Raw genomic sequence first — 22,753 nt, forward strand, 5'->3', positions numbered from 1 at the left:
GAATATTGGTAGGACTCCTCCCGTTATCATTATCCGAATCTAAATAAGTATCCCAAATACTATCCTTAATAAATCAATGAATTTTAACCAATGCGCTTAGTGGTGCACAAAATCAATTTTTTATGCTATTTAAGAATTTAAGTAGATTCGGATTATTATTAGGATTAATTTTATTTGTTTCTTGCTCTGAAGATGATTCCATGGAAGAACCAGATGGTTCGGGAGGAGCAAATGCTACGACCATTTATTTAACAGATTCCCCTGTGGATGATACAAACGTTGAAGCTATTTTTATTACCATATCAGAAGTGAAAGTTAATGGAAAAGCTATTGAAAGTTTTGGCAAAACTACCGTTCAGATAAGTAGCCTAACCCAGGGTAAAACGGAACTTTTAGGTGAATTGGAATTAGATGCCGGTACAACCTCAGATATAACATTAATGCTCTCCGAAACGGATGCGTCTGGTGATGGCCCCGGTAATTATATAATGACTACAGATGGTGGGAAACAAGAGATATCTACGGCCACCGAACTTAATATAAACGACCAGGTAGAGATATTTGGTGACACTCAAAATGAAATTGTTCTTGATTTTGACCTCCGCAAAAGCTTAATAGCAGAGGGGGGAAATTATTCATTTGTTTCTGAATCGCAGCTTGAGAACAATATTAGAGCGGTAAACAAAATGAACACTGGAATTTTGACAGGTAACGTTGAAAATACTAGCGAAGCTGACGGGGAAGTAGTTGTTGCCTACGTTTACGAATCAGGTTCTTTCAATGAATCGGAAAGTAATGCGAATAACGAAGGAGTTAATTTCTCAAAAGCTGTTAGTAGTGCGGTAGTTTCAAATTCAAGCGGTGATTTTGAAATTCACTTTCTGGAAGAAGGGGATTATGAACTTCATTTTGCGTCCTACTCTGATATTGATGATGACGGTCATCTTGAATTTTCCAGAATGGTAAATGCAAGTACGGCCAGTAGCATCGATCTAAGCGGATTTACGGTTGAAGCTAATTCAGAAGTAAATCTTCAAATTTCATTTGCGGGCCTATTAGGTTTATAATAAAATAGAATTATAGATAAAAAAAGCCCCGTTTTAACCGGGGCTTTTTTATTAAGGTGTTGGCAGATCGCCTTCTCCTTTAATGGGAAGTTTAGAACTACCCATTAAATATTTGTCTACATTATGAGCAGCTTCTCTACCTTCAGATATTGCCCACACTATAAGTGACTGGCCTCTTCTCATGTCACCGGCAACGAATATATTTTTCACGTTCGTGCTATAGTCTTTCTTGCCCTTGATATTAGTTCTCTCATCTATTTCAAGGCCCAGTTTTTCGCTCAAAGTCTTTTCTGGACCTGTGAATCCAAGCGACAGTAAAGCAAGGTCACAGGGCCATTCTTTTTCTGTTTCCGGAACTTCTTTTAATTCCGGACGTTGTCCTGGTCTTTTTATCCATTCTACCTGAACAGTTTTAAGCCCTTTTAATTTCCCTTCAGAATCTTTTACAAATTCTTTTGTCTGTATGCTCCAGTTCCTTTCAACGCCTTCTTCATGTGAAGAACTTGTCTTCAAAGTAAAGGGCCAGTAAGGCCATGGGTTTTCTGAAGATCTTTTTTCAGGCGGCAATGGCATGATCTCAAAGTTAGTTACAGACTTTGCACCATGACGGTTTGAAGTTCCAACACAATCGGAACCAGTATCACCACCACCAATCACAATAACATCCTTTCCTTTAGCGCTTAATCTTTCTTCAACTTCATGAAGACCATCTACTGCTTCGTTATTATGCTTTAAGAATTCCATTGCCTGAACCACACCTTCGGCATCTGAACCTGGGATCGGTAATTTTCTCCTTTCGGTAGCTCCACCGCAAAGAACAACCGCGTCGAATTTCTTAATTTCTTCTACAGAATAGTTTTTACCGACTTCAGTATCGGTTTTAAACTCGATTCCTTCAGCTTTCATTATATCTAAACGACGATCTATTACTTTCTTTTCCATCTTGAAATCTGGAATACCGTAACGAAGTAACCCACCAACTTTAGAATCACGTTCAAAAACCGTTACAGTATGGCCGGCACGATTTAATTGTTGTGCCGCAGCTAAACCAGCAGGACCCGATCCTATTACCGCAACTATTTTGTCTGTTCTGTGAGCGGGCGGTTCAGGCTTTATCCAGCCCTCTTTAAAGCCGCGCTCCACAATATACTTCTCGATCATTTCAATGGCAACAGGAGGCTCTATTATGCCTAGTACGCATGCCGACTCACATGGCGCAGGACATAATCTTCCCGTAAACTCTGGAAAATTATTTGTAGCATGCAGGATCTTTAATGCTTTCTGCCATTCATTCCTGTAAACGGCGTCATTAAAATCCGGGATTAGATTTCCCAGGGGACAACCGCTGTGACAAAACGGGATCCCGCAGTCCATACATCTTCCACCTTGTTTCTTTAATTCTTCGGTTGGAAGTTCTTTATGAAATTCTTTATAATTCTTTACCCTTTCTTCGGGTTTTATATCTTCTTCCTGAATACGATCGTATTCTAAAAATCCTCGTAATTCACCCATTCTTATGCTGTTTTAAGATCTACCTCTTCTTCTTTTCTTTTTTCTTCTTCAAGTTTTTGCAATGCCTTTTTATATTCGGTAGGCATAACCTTAATAAAGCCTGTTGAAGCCTCCTCCCAATCATTTAAGATAGCCTTGGCTACTTCACTTTCGGTATATTGATAATGATTAACGATCAACTCTTCCAGTTCCTGAAGGTTTTCTTCTGAAGGAGCTTCAAGTTCTATCATTTCCATATTAAAATTATTACGATCCAGCGTATTTTCAGGATCATAAATATAGGCCACACCACCGCTCATTCCAGCGGCAAAATTCCGACCTATTTTTCCGAGTATTACGGCCACACCACCGGTCATATATTCACAACCATGGTCACCAATACCTTCGATCACTGCTTTCGCTCCTGAATTTCTTACGCAGAAACGTTCTCCACCAATTCCGTTGATATAGGCTTCACCGCGAACTGCTCCATATAATGCGACATTACCTATGATAATATTTTCATTGGATTTGAAAGTCGCTTTTTTCGGTTTTCTAATGGAAAGAACGGCTCCGGAAAGGCCTTTCCCGAAATAATCATTGGAATTACCTTCAATATTTAAATTCAAACCTTTAGCGGCAAAAGCGCCAAAACTTTGTCCAGCTGAACCATGAAAGTTCAGGGTTAAAGTGTTTTTAGGTAAACCGATGGAACCATGAATTTTTGAGATCTCATTACTAATAATCGCTCCCGTGGTTCTGTTGGTATTACTTATTGGATAACTAAGGGTTACAGGTTCTTTTCTATAAATGGCTGGATGAGCCTGTCTCAATATTTCGAAATCAAGTACTCCTTCAATATTATGTAACTGCTTTTCGGTATTTGAAAGCGGTACACCATCCTTAATATCTGGTTTATAAAGAATATTCGAAAGATCGATTCCCTGCGCCTTGTAATGCTTAATAGCGCGATTCATGTCCAGTTTCTGGCATTGTCCTACCATTTCCTTCATATTTCTGAAACCTAACTGAGCCATGATCTCTCTCAATTCCTGAGCGATGAAGTACATGAAATTGATCACATTTTCAGGTGTCCCTTTAAAGTTCTTACGAAGTTCCGGGTCCTGGGTGGCTATACCCACAGGGCAGGTATTTAAATGACAGGCACGCATCATGATACAACCTGTAGCTACAAGAGGTGCAGTTGAAAATCCGAATTCTTCAGCACCCAGTAAACAGGCGATCGCAACGTCACGGCCTGTCTTTAACTGACCGTCGCATTCCACAACAATTCTACTTCTAAGATTATTCAATAATAATGTTTGCTGAGCTTCAGCAATTCCTAGTTCCCATGGTAAACCTGCATGTCTTAAGGAAGTTAGAGGAGAGGCTCCTGTTCCACCGTCATAACCTGATATAAGCACGACATCAGCCTTGGCTTTTGCTACCCCGGCGGCGATCGTACCTACTCCCACTTTTGAAACAAGTTTCACATTGATCCTTGCTTCGCGATTGGCATTCTTTAAATCGAAAATTAGCTGCGCAAGATCTTCGATAGAATAAATATCGTGGTGTGGGGGTGGAGATATCAATCCAACATAAGGTGTCGAATTTCTTGTTTTTGCAATATCGGGATTCACTTTTGGGCCGGGTAATTGTCCGCCTTCTCCGGGTTTTGCTCCCTGGGCCATTTTTATCTGGATCTCCCGGGCATTGGTCAAATAATCTATACTTACACCAAAACGACCGGAAGCGACCTGCTTAATAGCTGAATTTCTCCAGTTTCCATTAATATCCTTCTGAAAACGATCGGCATCTTCACCACCTTCTCCAGAATTACTTTTACCCTTGATCCGGTTCATGGCAATTGCCAGGTTCTCATGAGCTTCCTTACTTATAGATCCAAAAGACATGGCGCCGGTCTTGAACCTCTTTACGATCTCGGTCCATGGTTCAACTTCTTCAATAGGAATAGGATTCAATTCTTTGAATTTGAACATTCCTCTTAAGGTCATGAGCTTTTCATTCTGCTCATTGATGATTTTTGAATATTCGGTATAAGTTTCGTAGCTATTTTGTTTTACGGCCTGCTGGAGTTTTGCAACGCTGGCAGGATTAAAAACATGTCTTTCTCCATTTCTTCTCCAGCGATAATCCCCACCCATTTCAAGGTCCAGATCGGTCTCTGTTTCTGGCGGAAAGAAAGCATGTTGGTAACGCTTCTGAATTTCTTTTTCAATTTCATATAAACCGATACCTTCAATTCTGGTAGGAGTATTACTGAAATATTTATTAACGAATTTTTTGTTCAACCCTAGAATTTCAAAGATCTGAGATCCACGATAGGAGAGTAGTGTTGAAATTCCAATCTTGTTCATGATCTTGATAATTCCCTTCCCAATAGCAATATTGAAATTTTCAACAGCTACTTCCGGGTCTTCAACATCGATCTCTTTTCTTTCAACAAGATCATAGATCACTTCGTTTACCATATATGGATTGATCGCACTCGCCCCATAACCAAAAAGAGCAGCAAAATGATGCGGTTCTCTTGGCTCTGCAGATTCGATTACAATTCCGAAGCTAGATCTTCTATTATGATCCTTGGCCCTATGATGCACAAATGAACATGCAAGTAGCGAAGGGATTGGAGCCAGTTTAGGGTTCACATTCCTGTCTGACAGTATGATCACATTACAGCCATCATCTACGGCATTTTTAATTTCAGTGATCATTTCTTCGAGACGGTCTTCCAGGCCATTCATTCCTTTTTCAGCTTCGTAAAGCATGGAAATAGATCTGGCTTTAAACCCCGGATAATCTATATATTTTATCTTGTCCAGGTCTTCATTCGAAATAACCGGATTCTGAATTTTTAGTTTTTTAGCCTGTTCAGGTATGATTTCGAATAGGTTGATATCCTCACCTACAGAAAGACTAATGTCTGTAACTATTTCCTCTCGAATTCCATCAAGTGGTGGATTGGTTACCTGCGCGAAAAGCTGTTTGAAATAGTTGAATAATAACTGTGGTTTATCTGAAAGAACGGCAAGCGGAATATCCGTCCCCATAGAGCCTATCGCTTCCTTGGCCTTGGATGCCATAGGAGAAATAATAGTAGTGATATCTTCATAGGTATAACCAAAAAGTTTAAGCCTGGTCATGTATGGAATATCCTCTACAGGAGTCTGATTCCCGGTATAAGGCACTTCCGCTAACGGCAATAAATTATCTTTAAGCCAGTTTCTATAGGGCCTTTCTGAAACTATTTTTTCTTTTACTTCTTCATCTTCAATAATTCGTCCTTCGATCATATCTACAAGGAACATTCTTCCCGGTTCCAGTCTTCCATGTTTCAGAACATTTTCAGGCTTAATGTCAAGAACGCCGGTTTCAGAAGACATGACTACATATCCGTCTTTAGTGACGGTATACCTGGAGGGCCTCAGACCATTTCTGTCCAGAAGAGCACCTATATAATTTCCATCGGTAAAAGGTATGGAGGCTGGCCCATCCCAGGGCTCCATGATACATGCGTTGTACTCGTAAAATGCTTTTTTATTATCCTTCATCGAAGGATTCTTTTCCCAGGCTTCGGGCACCATCATCATGATAGCTTCCGGTAGGGATCTTCCTGTTTGTAGCAGAAGTTCCAGGGCCATATCCATAGATGCCGAATCGGATTTTCCATCCATAATCACCGGAATGATCTTTTTCATATCCTCGCCGAAAATATCTGATTCGAAAAGCTCTTCCCGCGCCTTCATTCTACTAAGATTCCCTCTCAAAGTATTGATCTCACCGTTATGGCACATATACCTGAAAGGCTGCGCCAGATCCCAGGTAGGGAAGGTGTTGGTAGAAAATCTTTGATGAACCAGGGCCAGTTTTGTGATCACATCTGGATCGTTAAGATCTTTGTAATAGTCATTGATATCCTGAGGCATCAATAGTCCCTTATATATTATGGTATTGGTAGAGAGACTCGAAAAATAGAAATATTCACTTTGAGCAAGGCCAGAATGCTCCACGGTATGTTCCGCGATCTTACGGGCCGAATATAATTTAGCATTGAAAAATCTGTCTTCAATATCCTTTGGTTTAGCTATAAAAACCTGCTCGACGGCAGGTTCCACGTTACTGGCCATTTTTCCCAGGCAGGAATGATTCACCGGCACATTACGCCAGCCCAGGATCTCTAATCCCTGGTTTTTTACTTCATCTTCAAAAGTGGTTTTGCAGATAAGGGCCTGGTTTTTATTCTTGGGAAGAAAAAGCATCCCTACAGCGTATTCCCGTGTACCGGGTAATTCAAATTCACATACTTTTTTAAAGAAATCATGTGGAACCTCAATTAAGATACCTGCACCATCACCCGTTTTACCATCGGCACTAACTGCACCTCGGTGTTCCAGGCGTACCAGAATATCAATGGCGTCATGTATTATTTTATTACTTCGTTCCCCTTTCAGATTACAAATAAACCCTGCTCCACAATTATCTCTTTCATTCTGAGGGGAGTAGAGCCCCTGTTCTTTTATTTTCATACCTGTTCCTTCTGAATTATTCTTTTAAAGTTAAACAAAAGCAAATCAAACTTGAAAATATTAAAGGTCTTTAAGTCAAGTTTTTGGGGATTGATAATTTGAAGAAAATTTAATGCGGATTTCAGAAAAATATGAAATTATTTTACGAATTAAATAATGAAGTAATTGATAAATTTCATGGGTAGGGTAAACCCTTAATTTTTGGTTTTTATAACATTTGTTTATCAATGGACATAAATAAACCTTAATTTTAGGATAGTATAAATGGCGTTTTAGGATAGTAATCAGTATTTGTTAAAATTGAATTAGCCTTCTTTTTTATTAGGTATTGGTCCTTAGTTCTAAAACGCCATTTTTTCTTTTTACTCCTTATTCAATTTTTCTATCTCTTATAATTTTGATTCAGTATTTTAGTTTCATTCCTTCAGGCGTAGAATAGCGTTTTTACATATTAAATCTCTAATAACTAGTTATTAATAATATTTTTTCACTTCAATTATGCATTCTTCTATGGGATTCAATTCGAATGGATATTCCAAAAGATAGAACTGATTTTAATTTATTCTGGATTCAAATCCCAATTCCATTTTTTACAGGAAATCCCCCATTATGATTTAACTCATATCGCTTTAAGATAATCTCATTTTAAATTAACTTTAAGAGATTTTAGCGGCAATTATTGCGGCTTATGGGCATTAAACAAATTTGAGTGTTTTTTTAGGTGAACCAATTTATCGCGCTCAGATTTTGGTAAATAAGTTATTACGATAATTTGCATTCTTCAGCTTCTGAAGATATGAGATTTACCCCCCTTTCCTAATATTATTAGATTCTTCTAATTGTGCCCCTCCATTACTTCTCCGAACATATGGTTAAATAATTCATCTAACCTAAAATAAACCATATGGAAATTATTACATCGTGGATAAGAACTCTTGTAGTTCTTATTTCAATTGCAAAAGACAAAGAGCTATTTCAGCGCTCATTGATGAGAAGAAGGTTTACCAAAAGTTACGTGCTTTTAATTGCAGTATTTCTTTCTTTTGGATTTCAGGTAAATTTATTTGCTCAAAACAACATTCAAGGGGTGGCTCCACTGTTACAACCTAAAGGTGGTCTCGCTGTTGACGGGAATGCTTACGTGCGTTTACCTGGAGATGATCCTGATGCCGGAGACTGGTTGTTTGAAAATGGAACCGATCCGGAAAATGCAGACCCGGGAGGTGTTTTTCCTCCTTCAGCGTCAGATGGAATAGCTGAGGGAATACCTGATCAACCTTATCCTGACGATTTTTATTTGTATCCCGATCAAACTACATTTTTCAGGGATAATATCACTAATAACGATCCTACCATTTTTACTAGTTCTAACAAGATAAATGATGATCCGAACACCTATACCTGGGGAACTGGTTCATCTCCTAATAAGAACGAGATCCAAAATGCCATAGCGCATTTTTCATTTGCAGATCCTACGATTCAGTATGGTCAGGAAGGAGATCTGTGGCTGGCTTTTGCCGCAGACAGGCAGGTGACCAATGGTAGTAGTTATATAGATTTTGAGATACTACAGGCTCCTTTAACCTTGAATAATGACGGAACCGTTACTTCTGCTGGTCCAGATGGCGGTAGAACCGTATTGGACTTACTTATTACCATTGAATTCACCAATGGTGGTGGAGCTGCTAGTGTTGTGGTTAGGCAGTGGGGGCCAGATGGCTCGGGAGGTTTTATCTATAGTATTATAACTCCGGAAACCGGTACCGTCTTTGGTACTGAAAATGATGTTGAAACCATTGTGCCTTATTCTATTTATAACCAGGATCCAATCAATGAGGCTGGATTCTATCAATATTCTATTAACCAGTGGGCAGAAGGTGCCGTAAACGTATCTTCATTTTTCCCTGAGGATGCCTGTGTTAACCTAAGTACCCTGTTCGTAAGAACCCGGACTTCAGGATCTTCAAGCCAGTCTGAATTAAAAGATTTCCCTGGTAAACCAATAGATATCGAGATCGATCTTACACCAGAGGCTCCTGAATTAACAGACCAGGCAGCATGTGATTCCTGGGATGATACCCTTACAGCAGAAGGTTGTGAAGGTACTGTTACCTGGTATGATCAGGCTGAAGGAGGTTCAGTACTTGAAACTGGAAATACTTATTCACCTGGAGAAATTACTGAAACAACCTCTTTCTGGGCAAGTTGTACCGTAAACGAATGTGAAGGCCCCAGGGCAATGGTCACAATTACCATTTATGAATCACCAGATTTTGATGTAACCGATCTGGAAGCTTGTGAAGAAACAGATACGGGAGCTCAATCTTTCGATCTTAATGATGCCATAAGTAATGAAGAGGAGGGGACTTTAAGTTTTTATGCTTCTGAAGCAGATGCCATCGCGGCTACAGGCGCTATTGGCGATCCAACTTCGGTGAGTGTAACTTTAGAAGAAAGTCCGAAGCAATTCTGGGCGAGGCTGGATAATGATGATGATGGCGAGGAAGATTGTAATACTATTAAATCATTTATGGTTTCGGTTTATGATAATCCAGACCTTACGGTTCAGGATCTCGAAGATTGTGAAGATGCAGATACCGAAGCTCAAACCTTCGACCTGAATGATGCGGTTACCGATGCAGATGGTGGAAGTGTAAGTTTTTACGGATCTGAAGCTGATGCATTGGCAGAATCTGGAGCGATAGCTTCACCAGAATCATATAGCGCAGCTCTTGGTACTATAACCTTATGGGCACGAAGTGATAATGATGAAGATGCTGAAGAAGGGTGCTTCACCATAGCTTCTTTTGATGTGACCGTATATGATAACCCAGACCTGACAGTTCAGGACCTTGAAGATTGTGAAGATGAAGATACCGAAGCTCAAACCTTCGACCTTAATGATGCGGTCACCGATGCTGATGGTGGAAGTGTTAGTTTTTATGGATCTGAAGCCGATGCATTAGCAGAATCTGGAGCGATAGGATCTCCAGAATCTTATAGTGCAGCTCTTGGTACTACCACATTGTGGGCACGTAGTGATAATGATGAGGATGCCGAAGAAGGGTGCTTCACCATAGCTTCTTTTGATGTGACCGTGTATGATAATCCAGACCTTATGGTTCAGGATCTCGAAGATTGTGAAGATGCAGACACTGAAGCTCAAACTTTTGATCTTAATGATGCGGTTACCGATGCTGATGGTGGAAGTATAAGCTTTTATGGATCTGAAGCCGATGCATTAGCAGAATCTGGAGCAATTGCTTCACCAGAATCATATAGCGCAGCTCTTGGAACAACAACCCTTTGGGTACGTAGTGACAATGATGAGGATGCCGAAGAAGGTTGCTTTAGTATTGCTTCTTTTGATGTATCGGTTTATGATAACCCAGACCTGATGGTTCAGGATCTTGCCGATTGTGAAGATGGAATTACAGAAGCTCAAACCTTCGATCTAAATGATGCAGTCACCGATGCTGATGGTGGATCACTTAGTTTTTATGGATCTGAGGCAGACGCATTGGCAGAATCTGGAGCGATAGGATCTCCAGAATCTTATAGTGCAGCTCTTGGTACTACCACACTGTGGGTGCGTAGTGACAATGATGAAGACGGTGAAGAAGGCTGTTTCAGTATAGCATCCTTTGACGTGACCGTTTATGATAATCCAGATTTTGATGTCGAAGATCTTGCTGCCTGCCAGGCTGAAGATGTTGAGACTGCCGAGTTCGATTTGAATGATGCTATTAGTAATGAGGATGCAGGAAGTTTAAGTTTCTATTATTCAGAAGCAGATGCACTTGTTCCTCAAAATGCAATTTTAGATCCAACCATGGTAAGTGTTGGCCAGGAAGGCGATACCTTCTGGGCGCGCCTGGATAATGATGATGATGGGGAAGAAAATTGTTACACCATCAAATCTTTTGATGTATCTGTTTATGATAATCCAGATTTAATGGTTCAGGATCTTGCAGATTGTGAAGATGGAGATACAGGAGCACAAATCTTTGATCTTAATGATGGAGTTACCGATGCCGATGGAGGTACCATTAGTTTCTATAATTCGGAAGCTGATGCTCAAAATGCATCTGGCGCTATCGCCAACCCAATGTCTTTTAGTGTAAGTATAGGATCAGATCAAATTTGGGTAAGAAGTGATAATGAAAGTGATGGTGATGAAACATGTTTTAGTATAGAATCATTAATGATCAATGTTTATGATAATCCAGATTTGATGGTTCAGGATCTTGAAGATTGTGAAGATGGAACTACCGGATCTCAAACATTTGATCTTAATGATGGAGTTACCGATGCCGATGGCGGTTCAGTTAGCTTCTATAATTCTGAGGCAGATGCAATTGCAGCTTCAAATAGTATTGCATCACCACTAACTTATAGTGTAGACCTGGGTTCAGAAACTATTTGGGTTCGAAGCGATAATGATAATGATGGGGAAGAAGGATGTTATACTATTGAATCTTTTGAGATCACAGTTTATGATAATCCAGATTTGATGGTTCAGGACCTTTCAGATTGTGAAGATGAAGATACCGGTGCACAAACCTTTGACCTTAATGGTGGCGTTACCGATGCTGATGGCGGAACTTTAAGTTTTTATAATTCTGAAGCTGACGCTATTAATCAAACTGCCGCCATAGGAAATCCATTGTCATTCAGCGTAGCCATTGGCTCAGATCAAATTTGGGTACGAAGTGATAGTACCACAGATGAAGATGAGGATTGCTATACCATAGCATCATTCATGATCTACGTTTATGATAATCCCGATGTTACCGCAACAAATCCAGATACTATCTGTAACGGTGAATCAGTAGATCTTTCATTATATGTGTCTGCTGATGGTGGAAGCCTGTCTTATCACACAACCCAGGAAGATGCTGATAGTGGTATGAATGCTCTCGGAAGCAGTATCGTGAGTCCTGGTGTTGGAACAACTTCATATTATGTAAGAAGTGAGACCACCAACGGAGATGATATTTGTTACGGAACTGCTGTAATTATGGTAACAGTCGAAGAATGTGACCAGGAAGGATGTACCCTTGGTTACTGGAAAAACCATACAGACAGATGGTGTGATGCATACGCGACCTGTGATATTTATGGCGATATATTTGTCAATGCACCGTCAGAGCTGGCAGATCTTACTTTATTAGAAATACTGAATATTGAAGGAGGTGGCATTTATAATCTTGGAAGACAATCTGTAGCCGCATTGCTTAATACATGTAGTTCAGAAGTTGACTTTGAATATACTAATGTTGATGGTTTAATAAGTGATGTTAATGATGCCTTTAGCGGTGGAACAGCAGGATCATTTGGTAATTATCTGGATATGCTTAACATGGCTGGATGTCCATTAGGAGGTTCAGTAGCAACCACAGAACCTTCAGATTCCTGTCCATCAATTGTAGCTGCAGCATCTAGTGAGGCCATTAGCGGATTTAGTGTATCACCTGTTCCATTCAGGGAAAACTTGAATGTGAAATATAATTTCGAATATACTTCTAATGTAAATATTCAGATCTTCAATATTAACGGTCAGATGTTACAAAACTTTCAATTTAAAGGAGTGACAGCCGGAGATATCAATACTCTCGAGCTTGGATTTACGGTAAGACCTAGCCAGGCATATATAATTAAGATGAATACAGATAGAGAAAGTTTCTCTAAAACGATCATCTCATCAGAGTAATAATTTCAAAATAATTCATTTTAAAAAGCAGCCGGAAGGCTGCTTTTGCTTTTTTATATGTTGATCTCAAATAATGTTAATGGGTGAAAACCAGTAATTTATGTATCAAACTGTTGTTTTGAACCCTCGATAGCTTGCTAATGGATTTTTGTTAAATGTTTTTTAATATATTTGATTGTAACTAAAGATTCAGAAGTAATTCCAACTCTTCAATTTAGTTATTCCCTGCCCCCTATAATGTTAATTTATTCCCCCCGAATCGAAACCAGTTGAGGCTATTTATTTGATAGTTTATATCTGGTGTTTTCAGTGCGTACCTGCATATTTGGATATCTTATCCTGCAAACCGGTGCGTAATAATTATATAAAAGAAGTGATTCTTTAAACAGATTCTCCAAATCGATAATTTTTCTTCCCCCCGGTAGATGGCATGTCTTTAAGGTATGCCCCTGATCATTTAGGTCAGGTTAGACCCTATTTTATTTATTCAAAAATATCGTCCCCCTTTCTACAGAACCAAACAGGTCCTATTTGTGTTTGGCCTAATCTTAATATTGATTATTATGAAAAAAGTTACACTCTCTTTACAAACAAGGAGCTTAGGTGTTAGCCGTTGGTTCGGTTTAATGGCTTTGTTTTTCCTTATTTTTTTCTCATTTGAATCCCAGGGACAAATTCTGCCGGGTTTCACAGATGGGGATTGTTTTAGTAATAGTCCCGATCCCACCACCTCTATAACGAATAGGGATGGTGAATTAGATTGGGAAGATGTTTATAATGGTAATGTATTTAACACCTACCCTAATAGTATTTCAACCGGTATTAGATTTGATGACGGAACTACGGAACCTGATCGAAGCTTCATCGGTGGTAGTACCAAAGACCACATCGATATTCCTGAATGGCAAAACCAGGCAGGAACTTCCAGTGATAAAAGTGATATAGGGCAGGGGGGAGCGATTTTAATTAATGGCGTGATTTACTTTTTTGGAAACCGTCTTTCTTCAGAGGGAACTACAAATATTGGATTCTGGCTATTTCAACAGGATGTACAAAGTGAAATAGGTTCTTTTTCTGGCGCTCATGAAGTTGGTGATGTATTAGTTGTTGTCGAGGTTACCCAAGGTGGGGCTATAGGTACGGTGAATGCATTTAGATGGGTAGGAACTGGAAATGGAGATATTCCTCAAAGTACTAAATCGCTGGTTCAGATCAATACTGACAATAGCACATTAAATGCGTATTTGAATACAAATAATGAACCTACTCCCTGGCCGCATCAGGTGAAAAATGATCCAACAGCAGATAACATGCCTCCAGTTACCTTTTTTGAAGGTTTTATAGATATCGCAACTTTAAATTTAGCTCAAACATGCTTTTCTTCTTTTCTTATAGAAACCAGATCCTCGAATGTCGTTACCTCTATTCTGGAAGATTATATTGGGGGTGGATTTAATGTAGAGCCTGAAGTTACCATTGATGATATTACCGATTGTGAAAGTGAATTTCCTAAGGATTTGGTGGCTTCAGTCGAAGGAGGTATACCACCTTTAATATTTGAATGGAAGAAAGACGGAGTTGTTATTCCAATGGAAACGTCGTCAAGTATTTCTGTATCTGAAGCAGGTACTTATTCAGTTATCGTTACAGGAAGTGGAATAGGAGGTGGAACTTGTAGTTCTGAGTCCGATTCGGCAGAGATCACAATAGATCCGTCTCCAACTCCGGCAGATCCAATGATCGTAATCTGTACCGATGAAACCAGTACAGATCTGAATGATTATGATTCCACTGTTCTGGATGGTGAGACCGGCACGGTTGCCTGGTATGACGGTGATCCTGATTCCGGTGGTAGCTTGATCGATCCAGACAATGCGGTGAATTTAAATAATATTACCGATCTATTTGCTCAGGTTACCCTGACCGCAAGTGGATGTTCAGCCTCAGTTGATGTTACCGTAACTATAAATCCATTACCAACTCCGGTAGATCCAATGATCGTGATCTGTATCGATGAAACCAGTACAGATTTGAATGATTATGATTCTACTGTTTTAGATGGTGAGACCGGTACGGTTGCCTGGTATGATGGTGATCCGGATTCTGGCGGCAGCTTGATCGATCCTGATAATGCAGTGAATTTGAATAATATTACCGATCTGTTTGCTCAGGTGACACTAACTGAAACCGGATGTATAGCTTCAGTAGATGTTACGGTAACTATAAATCCATTACCAACTCCTGCAGATCCAATGATCGTGATCTGTATTGATGAGACCAGTTCAGATCTGAATGATTACGATTCCACAGTTTTAGATGGTGAGACCGGTACGGTTGCCTGGTATGATGGTGATCCGGATTCTGGTGGCAGCTTGATCGATCCTGATAATGCGGTAAATTTGAATAATATCACCGACCTTTTTGCTCAGGTGACATTAACCGAAACTGGATGTATAGCGGCCGTTGATGTTACGGTAACTATAAATCCATTACCAACTCCGGCAGATCCAATGATCGTTATTTGTATCGATGAGACGAGCACCGATCTGAATGATTACGATTCTACAGTTTTAGATGGTGAGACCGGTACGGTTGCCTGGTATGATGGTGATCCGGATTCCGGCGGTAGCTTGATCGATCCTGATAATGCGGTGAATTTAAATAACGTTGCCGATCTATTTGCTCAGGTAACGTTAACTGAAACCGGATGTTCAGCCTCAGTGGATGTTACGGTAACTATAAATCCATTGCCAACGCCTGCAGATCCTATGATCGTAATCTGTACCGATGAAACAAGTACAGATCTGAATGATTACGATTCCACAGTTTTAGATGGTGAAACCGGTACGGTTGCCTGGTATGATGGTGATCCGGATTCCGGTGGCAGCTTGATCGATCCTGATAATGCGGTGAATTTAAATAATGTTGCCGATCTGTTTGCACAGGTGACACTAACTGAAACCGGATGTATAGCTTCAGTAGATGTTACGGTTACTATAAATCCATTACCAACTCCGGCAGATCCAATGATTGTGATCTGTATCGATGAGACGAGCACCGATCTGAATGATTACGATTCTACAGTTTTAGATGGTGAGACCGGTACGGTTGCCTGGTATGACGGTGATCCAGATTCTGGCGGCAGCTTGATCGATCCTGATAATGCAGTAAATTTGAATAATGTTAGCGATCTGTTTGCTCAGGTGACACTAACCGAAACTGGCTGTATAGCGGCCGTTGATGTTACGGTTACTATAAATCCGGAAGCAGAACCAGCAGATCCAATGATCGTGATCTGTGTCGATGAGACGAGCACAGACCTGAATGATTATGATACTACGGTCTTGGATGGTGCTTTAGGAACAGTTACCTGGTATGATGGTGATCCGGACTCGGGCGGCAGCTTGATCGATCCTGATAATGCGGTAAACTTGAATAATGTTGCCGATCTATTCGCAAAAGTTACTTTAGGTGATACAGGTTGTGAAGGTACTATTGACGTAACCGTTACTATAAATCCATTACCAACTCCGGCAGATCCAATGATCGTTATTTGTATCGATGAAACCAGTACAGATCTGAACGATTATGATTCTACAGTTCTCGATGGTGAGACCGGCACAGTTGCCTGGTATGATGGTGATCCGGATTCCGGCGGTAGCTTGATCGATCCAGATAATGCGGTGAATTTAAATAACGTTGCCGATCTATTTGCTCAGGTAACGTTAACTGAAACCGGATGTTCAGCCTCAGTTGATGTTACGGTAACCATAAATCCATTACCAACTCCAGCAGATCCAATGATCGTGATCTGTATCGATGAGACCAGTACAGATTTGAACGATTATGATTCTACTGTTTTAGATGGTGAGACCGGTACGGTTGCCTGGTATGATGGTGATCCAGCTTCAGGTGGCAGCTTGATCGATCCAGACAATGCGGTAAACTTGAATAATGTTGCCGATCTATTTGCTCAGGTGACACTAACTGAAACCGGATGTATAGCTTCGGTAGATGTTACGGTAACTATAAACCCATTACCAACTCCTGCAGATCCAATGATCGTGATCTGTATCGATGAGACCAGCACAGATCTGAATGATTTTGATTCGACTGTTCTGGACGGTGAGACCGGTACGGTTGCCTGGTATGATGGTGATCCGGATTCTGGTGGTAGTTTGATCGATCCTGATAATGCGGTAAATTTGAATAATGTTAGCGATCTGTTTGCTCAGGTAACACTAACCGAAACTGGCTGTATAGCGGCCGTTGATGTTACAGTAACTATAAATCCGGAAGCAGAACCCGCAGATCCAATGATAGTGATCTGTACCGATGAGACTAGTACAGACCTGAATGATTATGATACTACGGTCTTGGATGGTGCTTTAGGAACAGTTACCTGGTATGATGGTGATCCAGATTCCGGCGGCAGTTTGATCGATCCTGATAACGCGGTGAATTTAAATTTAGTTACAGATCTATTCGCAAAAGTTACTTTAGGTGATACAGGTTGTGAAGGTACTGTTGACGTAACCGTTACTATAAATCCATTACCAACTCCAGCAGATCCTATGATCGAGATCTGTATCGATGAAACCAGCACAGATCTAAACGATTATGATTCTACTGTTTTAGATGGTGAGATCGGTACGGTTGCCTGGTATGATGGAGATCCGAATTCCGGTGGTAGCTTGATCGATCCTGATAATGCAGTGAATTTGAATAACATCACCGACCTGTTTGCTGAGGTGACATTAACCGAAACTGGATGTGTAGCCAATGTAGATGCAACGGTTAAAATTAATCCACTGCCAACTTTTGAAACTGAAGAACCACAGCTAACTTGTTTGGGTGAAGCTCCTTCTATAGCAGTTACTTCAGATACTAGTGGATTAGAGTTTAGGCTAGTAATAAAAGGTCAGTCTGGTACATTTGCAGATTATTCTGGACCATTTACAGACCTGGAATATGATACAGACTATGTATTAACTGCAAAGGATAAAACTACAGGTTGTGAAACAGACTATGAGTTTACCACTCCAGTTCAGTTAGATATTCCGTCTAGCGTAACTTTAATGGTAAATGATCCAACTTGTGATACTTACGATGGTTCAACATATTACGGTAGTGTTCAAATTACCAATCATGTGCCAGGATATTCATATGCGGTTGTTCTTCAATCGGAATTTACTACAATAGAAGCAGTACCTGCGTCAGCTTATATGAATTACGATGCAAGTAATGGGTTAATTACGGGGATTGCAGTGGGACAGTATTATGTAATTTCAAAAAGTCCTGATGGATGTTTATCAGCCATTGCTCCTGCAATTCTTATTGAACCAAATTGTATAACCTGTGAAACCGCCTTTGCGAAAGACGCTTCCAGCTCAAATTGCTTTGATCAATATCCAGATTTAATTCCAAATGATAGTAGATGGGGCTGGACCAATTATTATTCCACCGCAGGTAATTATTCTTTGGATCTTTACGCCGGAGCAGGTCAATGTGATATTTCCAAAGGAGCACTTGTAGGAGAAGTTAATATCTTTGATAATGGAGATGGAACAATTGATGTTCAGTTCGTTGCAGATCCTGGTTATATTATGAGTTCTGTACATCTGTATGTTGGATGTGAGCCACTTCCTTATAAGCAAAAAGGTAAAACTTATGATTATACTGTGGCTCCTGGCCAATACCCTCAGAATCCACAGGGAAGTATTGGATATGTGACCGATTATACAATTGAGAATATTAGCGTTTCAGATGATTTCTACCTGATAGCTCATACAGATATCTGTACAAGTGAGAATGCAGATTTGATCACTGAAATTCGCAGTGAAAGTACTCCAATAGTTTATACACCTAAGAAAAGGTTTAGTGCTATGCAGAGTTGTATTAACTCTAATGGACCTAAGAACACATCAACTAAGATAAGTTCAGAAACTCAGTCTACGGTAGATTCTTCTGAGCCAATGTTTAGTGTGGCACCGGTGCCTTTTAAAGATGTGTTGAATATTGGATACTTGTTTGATTATACTTCAGATGTTACCGTACAGATCTTTGATCTTAATGGTAGACTCTTAAGTACGTATCATGATAAAGCGGTAAATTCAAGTAGTATCTCGACATTCAATGTAGATTTCAGGACCAAGCCTAATCAGGTATATGTGGTGAGAATGATTACAGATCGAGCGATCTATACTGCAAAAGTTATTGCAGATAAGTAAAAATGAACATATTCTAAAAAATGAAAGAGCAGCCATTTGGCTGCTCTTTTACTTTATATAAATTTCAAAAAATTAATCCTTTAGGATACTTCTTGAAATTACGATCTTCTGGATCTCAGAAGTTCCTTCGTATATCTGTGTGATCTTAGCGTCTCGCATTAATCTTTCAACGTGATATTCTTTAACATATCCATTTCCTCCATGTACCTGGACAGCTTCTACCGTCACATCCATAGCTGTTTGTGATGCATGAAGTTTCGCCATGGCTCCTGAAAGATCATAGTTCTGACCCTGGTCTTTGTCCCAGGCAGCTTTCATTACCATGTGGCGCGCAGCTTCTATCTGTGTATGCATGTCTGCAAGTTTGAAAGCGATTGCCTGATGGTTACAGATCTCTGTTCCGAAAGCTTTACGTTGTTTGGAGTAATCTTTTGCCAGCTCATATGCTCCAGAGGCAATTCCTAAAGCCTGTGCCGCAATTCCGATTCTTCCTCCGGAGAGGGTTTTCATGGCGAATTTAAATCCAAATCCATCTTCGCCTATCCTGTTTTCTTTAGGAACTTTTACATCATTAAAATTCAATGAATGTGTATCACTACCTCTAATTCCTAATTTTTGTTCTTTTGGGCCAATTTCAAATCCTTCCCAATCCTTTTCAACGATAAAGGCATTGATCCCTTTATGCTTTTTCTCTTTGTCGGTTTGTGCTATCACTAGGTAATAATCTGCAGAGCTACCGTTGGTGATCCAGTTCTTGGTACCGTTAAGGATATAGTGATCACCTTTATCTATCGCTGTAGTTCTTTGAGAAGTGGCGTCACTTCCAGCTTCTGGTTCAGAAAGACAAAAAGCACCCAGTTTCTCTCCAGTAGTAAGTTTTGAAAGGTATTTCTTCTTTTGTTCTTCATTTCCGAAGGTGTCAAGACCCCAGCAAACTAAAGAATTATTTACAGAGACCATTACAGAGGCGGATGCATCAATTTTTGAAAGTTCTTCCATGACGAGCACATAAGAAATAGTATCCATTCCTCCACCGCCATATTCTGGTGATGCCATCATCCCAAGAAATCCAAGTTCCCCCATCTTCCTGATAAGTTCCTTCGGAAATTCCTGCTTCTCATCTCTTTCGATCACCCCTGGTAAAAGTTCTGCTTTCGCAAAATCCCGGGCTGCATCACGTATCATTATATGTTCTTCTGTAAGTTTGAAATCCATCTGAAAAATTTTTAGAAAAAACTGATTTTTGGACGGCAAAGATAGCTTTTTGATAGCTATTTTTCAATTGATATTAAGTATTTTTACGAATATGGAAAAAACGGAATACAGAGTTATAGGAGTTATGTCTGGAACTTCGCTCGACGGTATCGACCTGGTTTTTACCGAAATAAGTTTCGAAAATGAGGTCTCTTTTTCAATTTTAGCTTCGGAAACGTTTTCATATACCGCTGAATGGAGAGAAAAGCTTTCTAATGCTATAAAGCTCGATGCACCAGAATTAACGAGTCTGGATAGTGAGTATACCGACTATCTGGCTAATGTGATTAGTGAGTTCATCACTAAATATGATATAGACCTTTTAGATGCAGTGTGCAGTCACGGTCATACAATAAAGCACCGCCCAAAAAAGGGCATTACTCTTCAAATAGGAAATCTCCCTAAATTAGCTAAAGCATTGAAAATTCCGGTAGTTTGTGATTTCAGGGTTCAGGATGTTGAGCTGGGAGGACAGGGAGCTCCGTTGGTTCCCATTGGAGACAGATTGTTTTTCCCTCAATATAAATATTGTATCAACTTAGGTGGATTCGCCAATGTTTCTCTGGAAAGAAACTCTCAGAGAATTGCCTATGACCTTTGTCCTGTTAATACAGTCTTTAATTATTTCATGAATAAGGTTGGGAAGGAATACGATGAGGATGGTCAGCTTGCCCGGTCTGGAAAAATTAATGATGAACTTCTTCAAGACCTTCACTCCCTGAGTTTCTACAAAAAGGATCCGCCAAAATCGTTAGGAATAGAATGGGTGAATTCTGATATAATTCCGTTAATAGAAAAATATGATCTTAAGATCCCCGATATATTAAAAACCTTCGCGGTTCATGCTGCAATTCAGATAGCCGATAGCCTTGACAATGATAACGCATCTGATGTATTACTAACAGGTGGTGGGGCCTTTAATAATTTCTTTATTGAGCAATTGAAGTTAAAGTCTGCCTGTAATTTTATTATCCCTGAAAAGCAGTTGATAGATTTTAAGGAAGCATTGATTTTTGCTCTTCTTGGAGTTCTAAAATTAAGGGATGAAGTAAATGTCCTTTGTTCGGTTACGGGTGCTAAAATGGATCATTCTTCTGGCAGGATTTACGAACCCTGAATATTTTGCCAAATTCCAAATGTAGCCTGCTTAGTTTTTTATATTTGCTTCAAAATAATTCAAAAATGAAAGAATTACTCAAAGTATACGAGAATAAAGAACCCGAAATTGTATTTAACTGGAAAGATTCTGAAACGGAGGCTGAAGGCTGGACGGTAATTAATTCTCTTAGAGGAGGTGCTGCCGGAGGAGGAACCAGAATGAGAAAAGGTTTAGACCAGAATGAGGTGCTTTCACTAGCAAAAACAATGGAAGTGAAATTTACCGTTTCTGGACCTCCAATTGGAGGTGCAAAATCCGGGATCAACTTCGACCCTGCAGATCCACGTAAGAAAGGAGTTTTAGAACGTTGGTATAAGGCGGTTTCTCCACTTTTGAAAAGTTACTATGGTACAGGTGGGGATTTAAATGTTGATGAGATCAATGAAGTTATTCCGATTACTGAAGATTGTGGAGTATGGCATCCACAGGAAGGAGTTTTTAATGGACATTTTCAGCCTACAGAGGCTGATAAAATTAACAGGATAGGTCAGCTTAGACAGGGTGTGATTAAGGTATTGGAGAATACAAATTTCTCGCCTGATGTGACCAGAAAATATACCGTGGCAGATATGATCACCGGTTATGGGGTGGCAGAAGCCGTTCACCATTATTACACTATTTATGGTGGGGATATTAAAGGAAAGAGAGCGATAGTACAGGGCTTTGGTAATGTAGGTTCTGCAGCTGCTTATTATCTTTCTCAAATGGGAGCGAAGATAGTGGGGATTATAGATCGCGCTGGTGGATTGATCAATGAAGAAGGATTCAGCTTTGAGGAGATCAAACAGATGTTTCTTGATAAGGACGGGAACGCTTTAAGACACGATAATGTGATCCCATTCGAAGAGATCAATGAAAAGGTTTGGAAACTTGATGCAGAGATCTTTGCACCATGTGCAGCTTCAAGACTAATTTCAAAAGACCAGATCACGAATCTTATAGATAGAAAATTAGAGGTTATTTCCTGTGGAGCTAATGTGCCTTTTGCAGATAAAGAAATTTTCTTTGGCCCCATTATGGAATACACCGATGAGCGTGTAAGTTTGATTCCAGACTTCATTTCGAATTGTGGGATGGCAAGAGTATTTGCCTACTTTATGGAAAGAAGAGTTCAGATGACCGATGAGGCCATATTTAACGATACTTCAATGACCATTAAGAACGCTATTCAGAATACATTCGACAATAACAGCAGTAAAACAAATATCAGTAAAACAGCTTTTGAAGTTGCTCTAAAACAGCTTGTTTAAAAGTTTGTGCAAACATTTTTTCCTTTCAGGTAAAAGCCTAAT

General features: G+C 39.8%; 8 protein-coding genes. 5 read left to right on the plus strand and 3 right to left on the minus strand.

The window, feature by feature from the left end:
• Window positions 1-122: 122 nt before the first annotated feature.
• Complete coding sequence (locus G3I01_RS07365) at window positions 123-1,067, plus strand: DUF4382 domain-containing protein (protein ID WP_219552402.1); 945 nt, start codon at window positions 123-125, stop codon at window positions 1,065-1,067.
• 51 nt (window positions 1,068-1,118) lie between these two features.
• On the opposite strand, the gene G3I01_RS07370 is transcribed toward G3I01_RS07365, so the two are convergent.
• Both G3I01_RS07370 and gltB read right to left on the minus strand, forming a co-directional pair.
• Window positions 1,119-2,579 (minus strand): glutamate synthase subunit beta, encoded by a 1,461-nt coding sequence (locus G3I01_RS07370; protein WP_219552404.1) that lies wholly within the window; start codon window positions 2,577-2,579, stop codon window positions 1,119-1,121.
• Between the two features lie 2 nt (window positions 2,580-2,581).
• Window positions 2,582-7,105: a glutamate synthase large subunit gene (gene gltB, locus G3I01_RS07375; protein WP_219552406.1), complete on the minus strand. Its 4,524-nt coding sequence runs from the start codon at window positions 7,103-7,105 to the stop codon at window positions 2,582-2,584.
• Between the two features lie 904 nt (window positions 7,106-8,009).
• Between gltB and G3I01_RS07380 the strand changes: the two genes are divergently transcribed.
• Both G3I01_RS07380 and G3I01_RS07385 read left to right on the plus strand, forming a co-directional pair.
• The gene (locus G3I01_RS07380) at window positions 8,010-12,818 is read left to right on the plus strand and encodes a T9SS type A sorting domain-containing protein (RefSeq protein ID WP_219552408.1); all 4,809 of its coding nucleotides are present in this window, start codon (window positions 8,010-8,012) and stop codon (window positions 12,816-12,818) included.
• 563 nt (window positions 12,819-13,381) lie between these two features.
• Entirely contained in the window at window positions 13,382-19,048 is a 5,667-nt protein-coding gene (locus G3I01_RS07385) for a T9SS type A sorting domain-containing protein (RefSeq protein WP_219552410.1), read from the plus strand.
• 72 nt (window positions 19,049-19,120) lie between these two features.
• On the opposite strand, the gene G3I01_RS07390 is transcribed toward G3I01_RS07385, so the two are convergent.
• A complete protein-coding gene (locus G3I01_RS07390) occupies window positions 19,121-20,263 on the minus strand; it encodes an acyl-CoA dehydrogenase (RefSeq protein ID WP_219552412.1) in 1,143 nt (380 codons plus the stop codon).
• 91 nt (window positions 20,264-20,354) lie between these two features.
• Between G3I01_RS07390 and G3I01_RS07395 the strand changes: the two genes are divergently transcribed.
• Together G3I01_RS07395 and G3I01_RS07400 are read left to right on the plus strand one after the other, a co-directional pair.
• On the plus strand, window positions 20,355-21,419 hold the full coding sequence (locus tag G3I01_RS07395; protein ID WP_219552414.1) for an anhydro-N-acetylmuramic acid kinase: 1,065 nt from the start codon (window positions 20,355-20,357) through the stop codon (window positions 21,417-21,419).
• A 65-nt stretch (window positions 21,420-21,484) separates the two neighbouring features.
• On the plus strand, window positions 21,485-22,711 hold the full coding sequence (locus tag G3I01_RS07400; protein ID WP_219552416.1) for a Glu/Leu/Phe/Val dehydrogenase dimerization domain-containing protein: 1,227 nt from the start codon (window positions 21,485-21,487) through the stop codon (window positions 22,709-22,711).
• Window positions 22,712-22,753: the final 42 nt, after the last annotated feature.

Origin of the sequence: Gramella sp. MT6 (assembly GCF_019357415.1) — a bacterium.
In the GTDB taxonomy this organism is placed as follows: domain Bacteria; phylum Bacteroidota; class Bacteroidia; order Flavobacteriales; family Flavobacteriaceae; genus Christiangramia.

Excerpts from the sequence above, each read along its gene's own strand:
- G3I01_RS07365 (WP_219552402.1), top strand. The coding sequence starts at position 123 with ATGCTATTTAAGAATTTAAGTAGATTCGGATTATTATTAGGATTAATT.
- G3I01_RS07370 (WP_219552404.1), bottom strand. The coding sequence starts at position 2,579 with ATGGGTGAATTACGAGGATTTTTAGAATACGATCGTATTCAGGAAGAA.
- gltB (WP_219552406.1), bottom strand. The coding sequence starts at position 7,105 with ATGAAAATAAAAGAACAGGGGCTCTACTCCCCTCAGAATGAAAGAGAT.
- G3I01_RS07380 (WP_219552408.1), top strand. The coding sequence starts at position 8,010 with ATGGAAATTATTACATCGTGGATAAGAACTCTTGTAGTTCTTATTTCA.
- G3I01_RS07385 (WP_219552410.1), top strand. The coding sequence starts at position 13,382 with ATGAAAAAAGTTACACTCTCTTTACAAACAAGGAGCTTAGGTGTTAGC.
- G3I01_RS07390 (WP_219552412.1), bottom strand. The coding sequence starts at position 20,263 with ATGGATTTCAAACTTACAGAAGAACATATAATGATACGTGATGCAGCC.
- G3I01_RS07395 (WP_219552414.1), top strand. The coding sequence starts at position 20,355 with ATGGAAAAAACGGAATACAGAGTTATAGGAGTTATGTCTGGAACTTCG.
- G3I01_RS07400 (WP_219552416.1), top strand. The coding sequence starts at position 21,485 with ATGAAAGAATTACTCAAAGTATACGAGAATAAAGAACCCGAAATTGTA.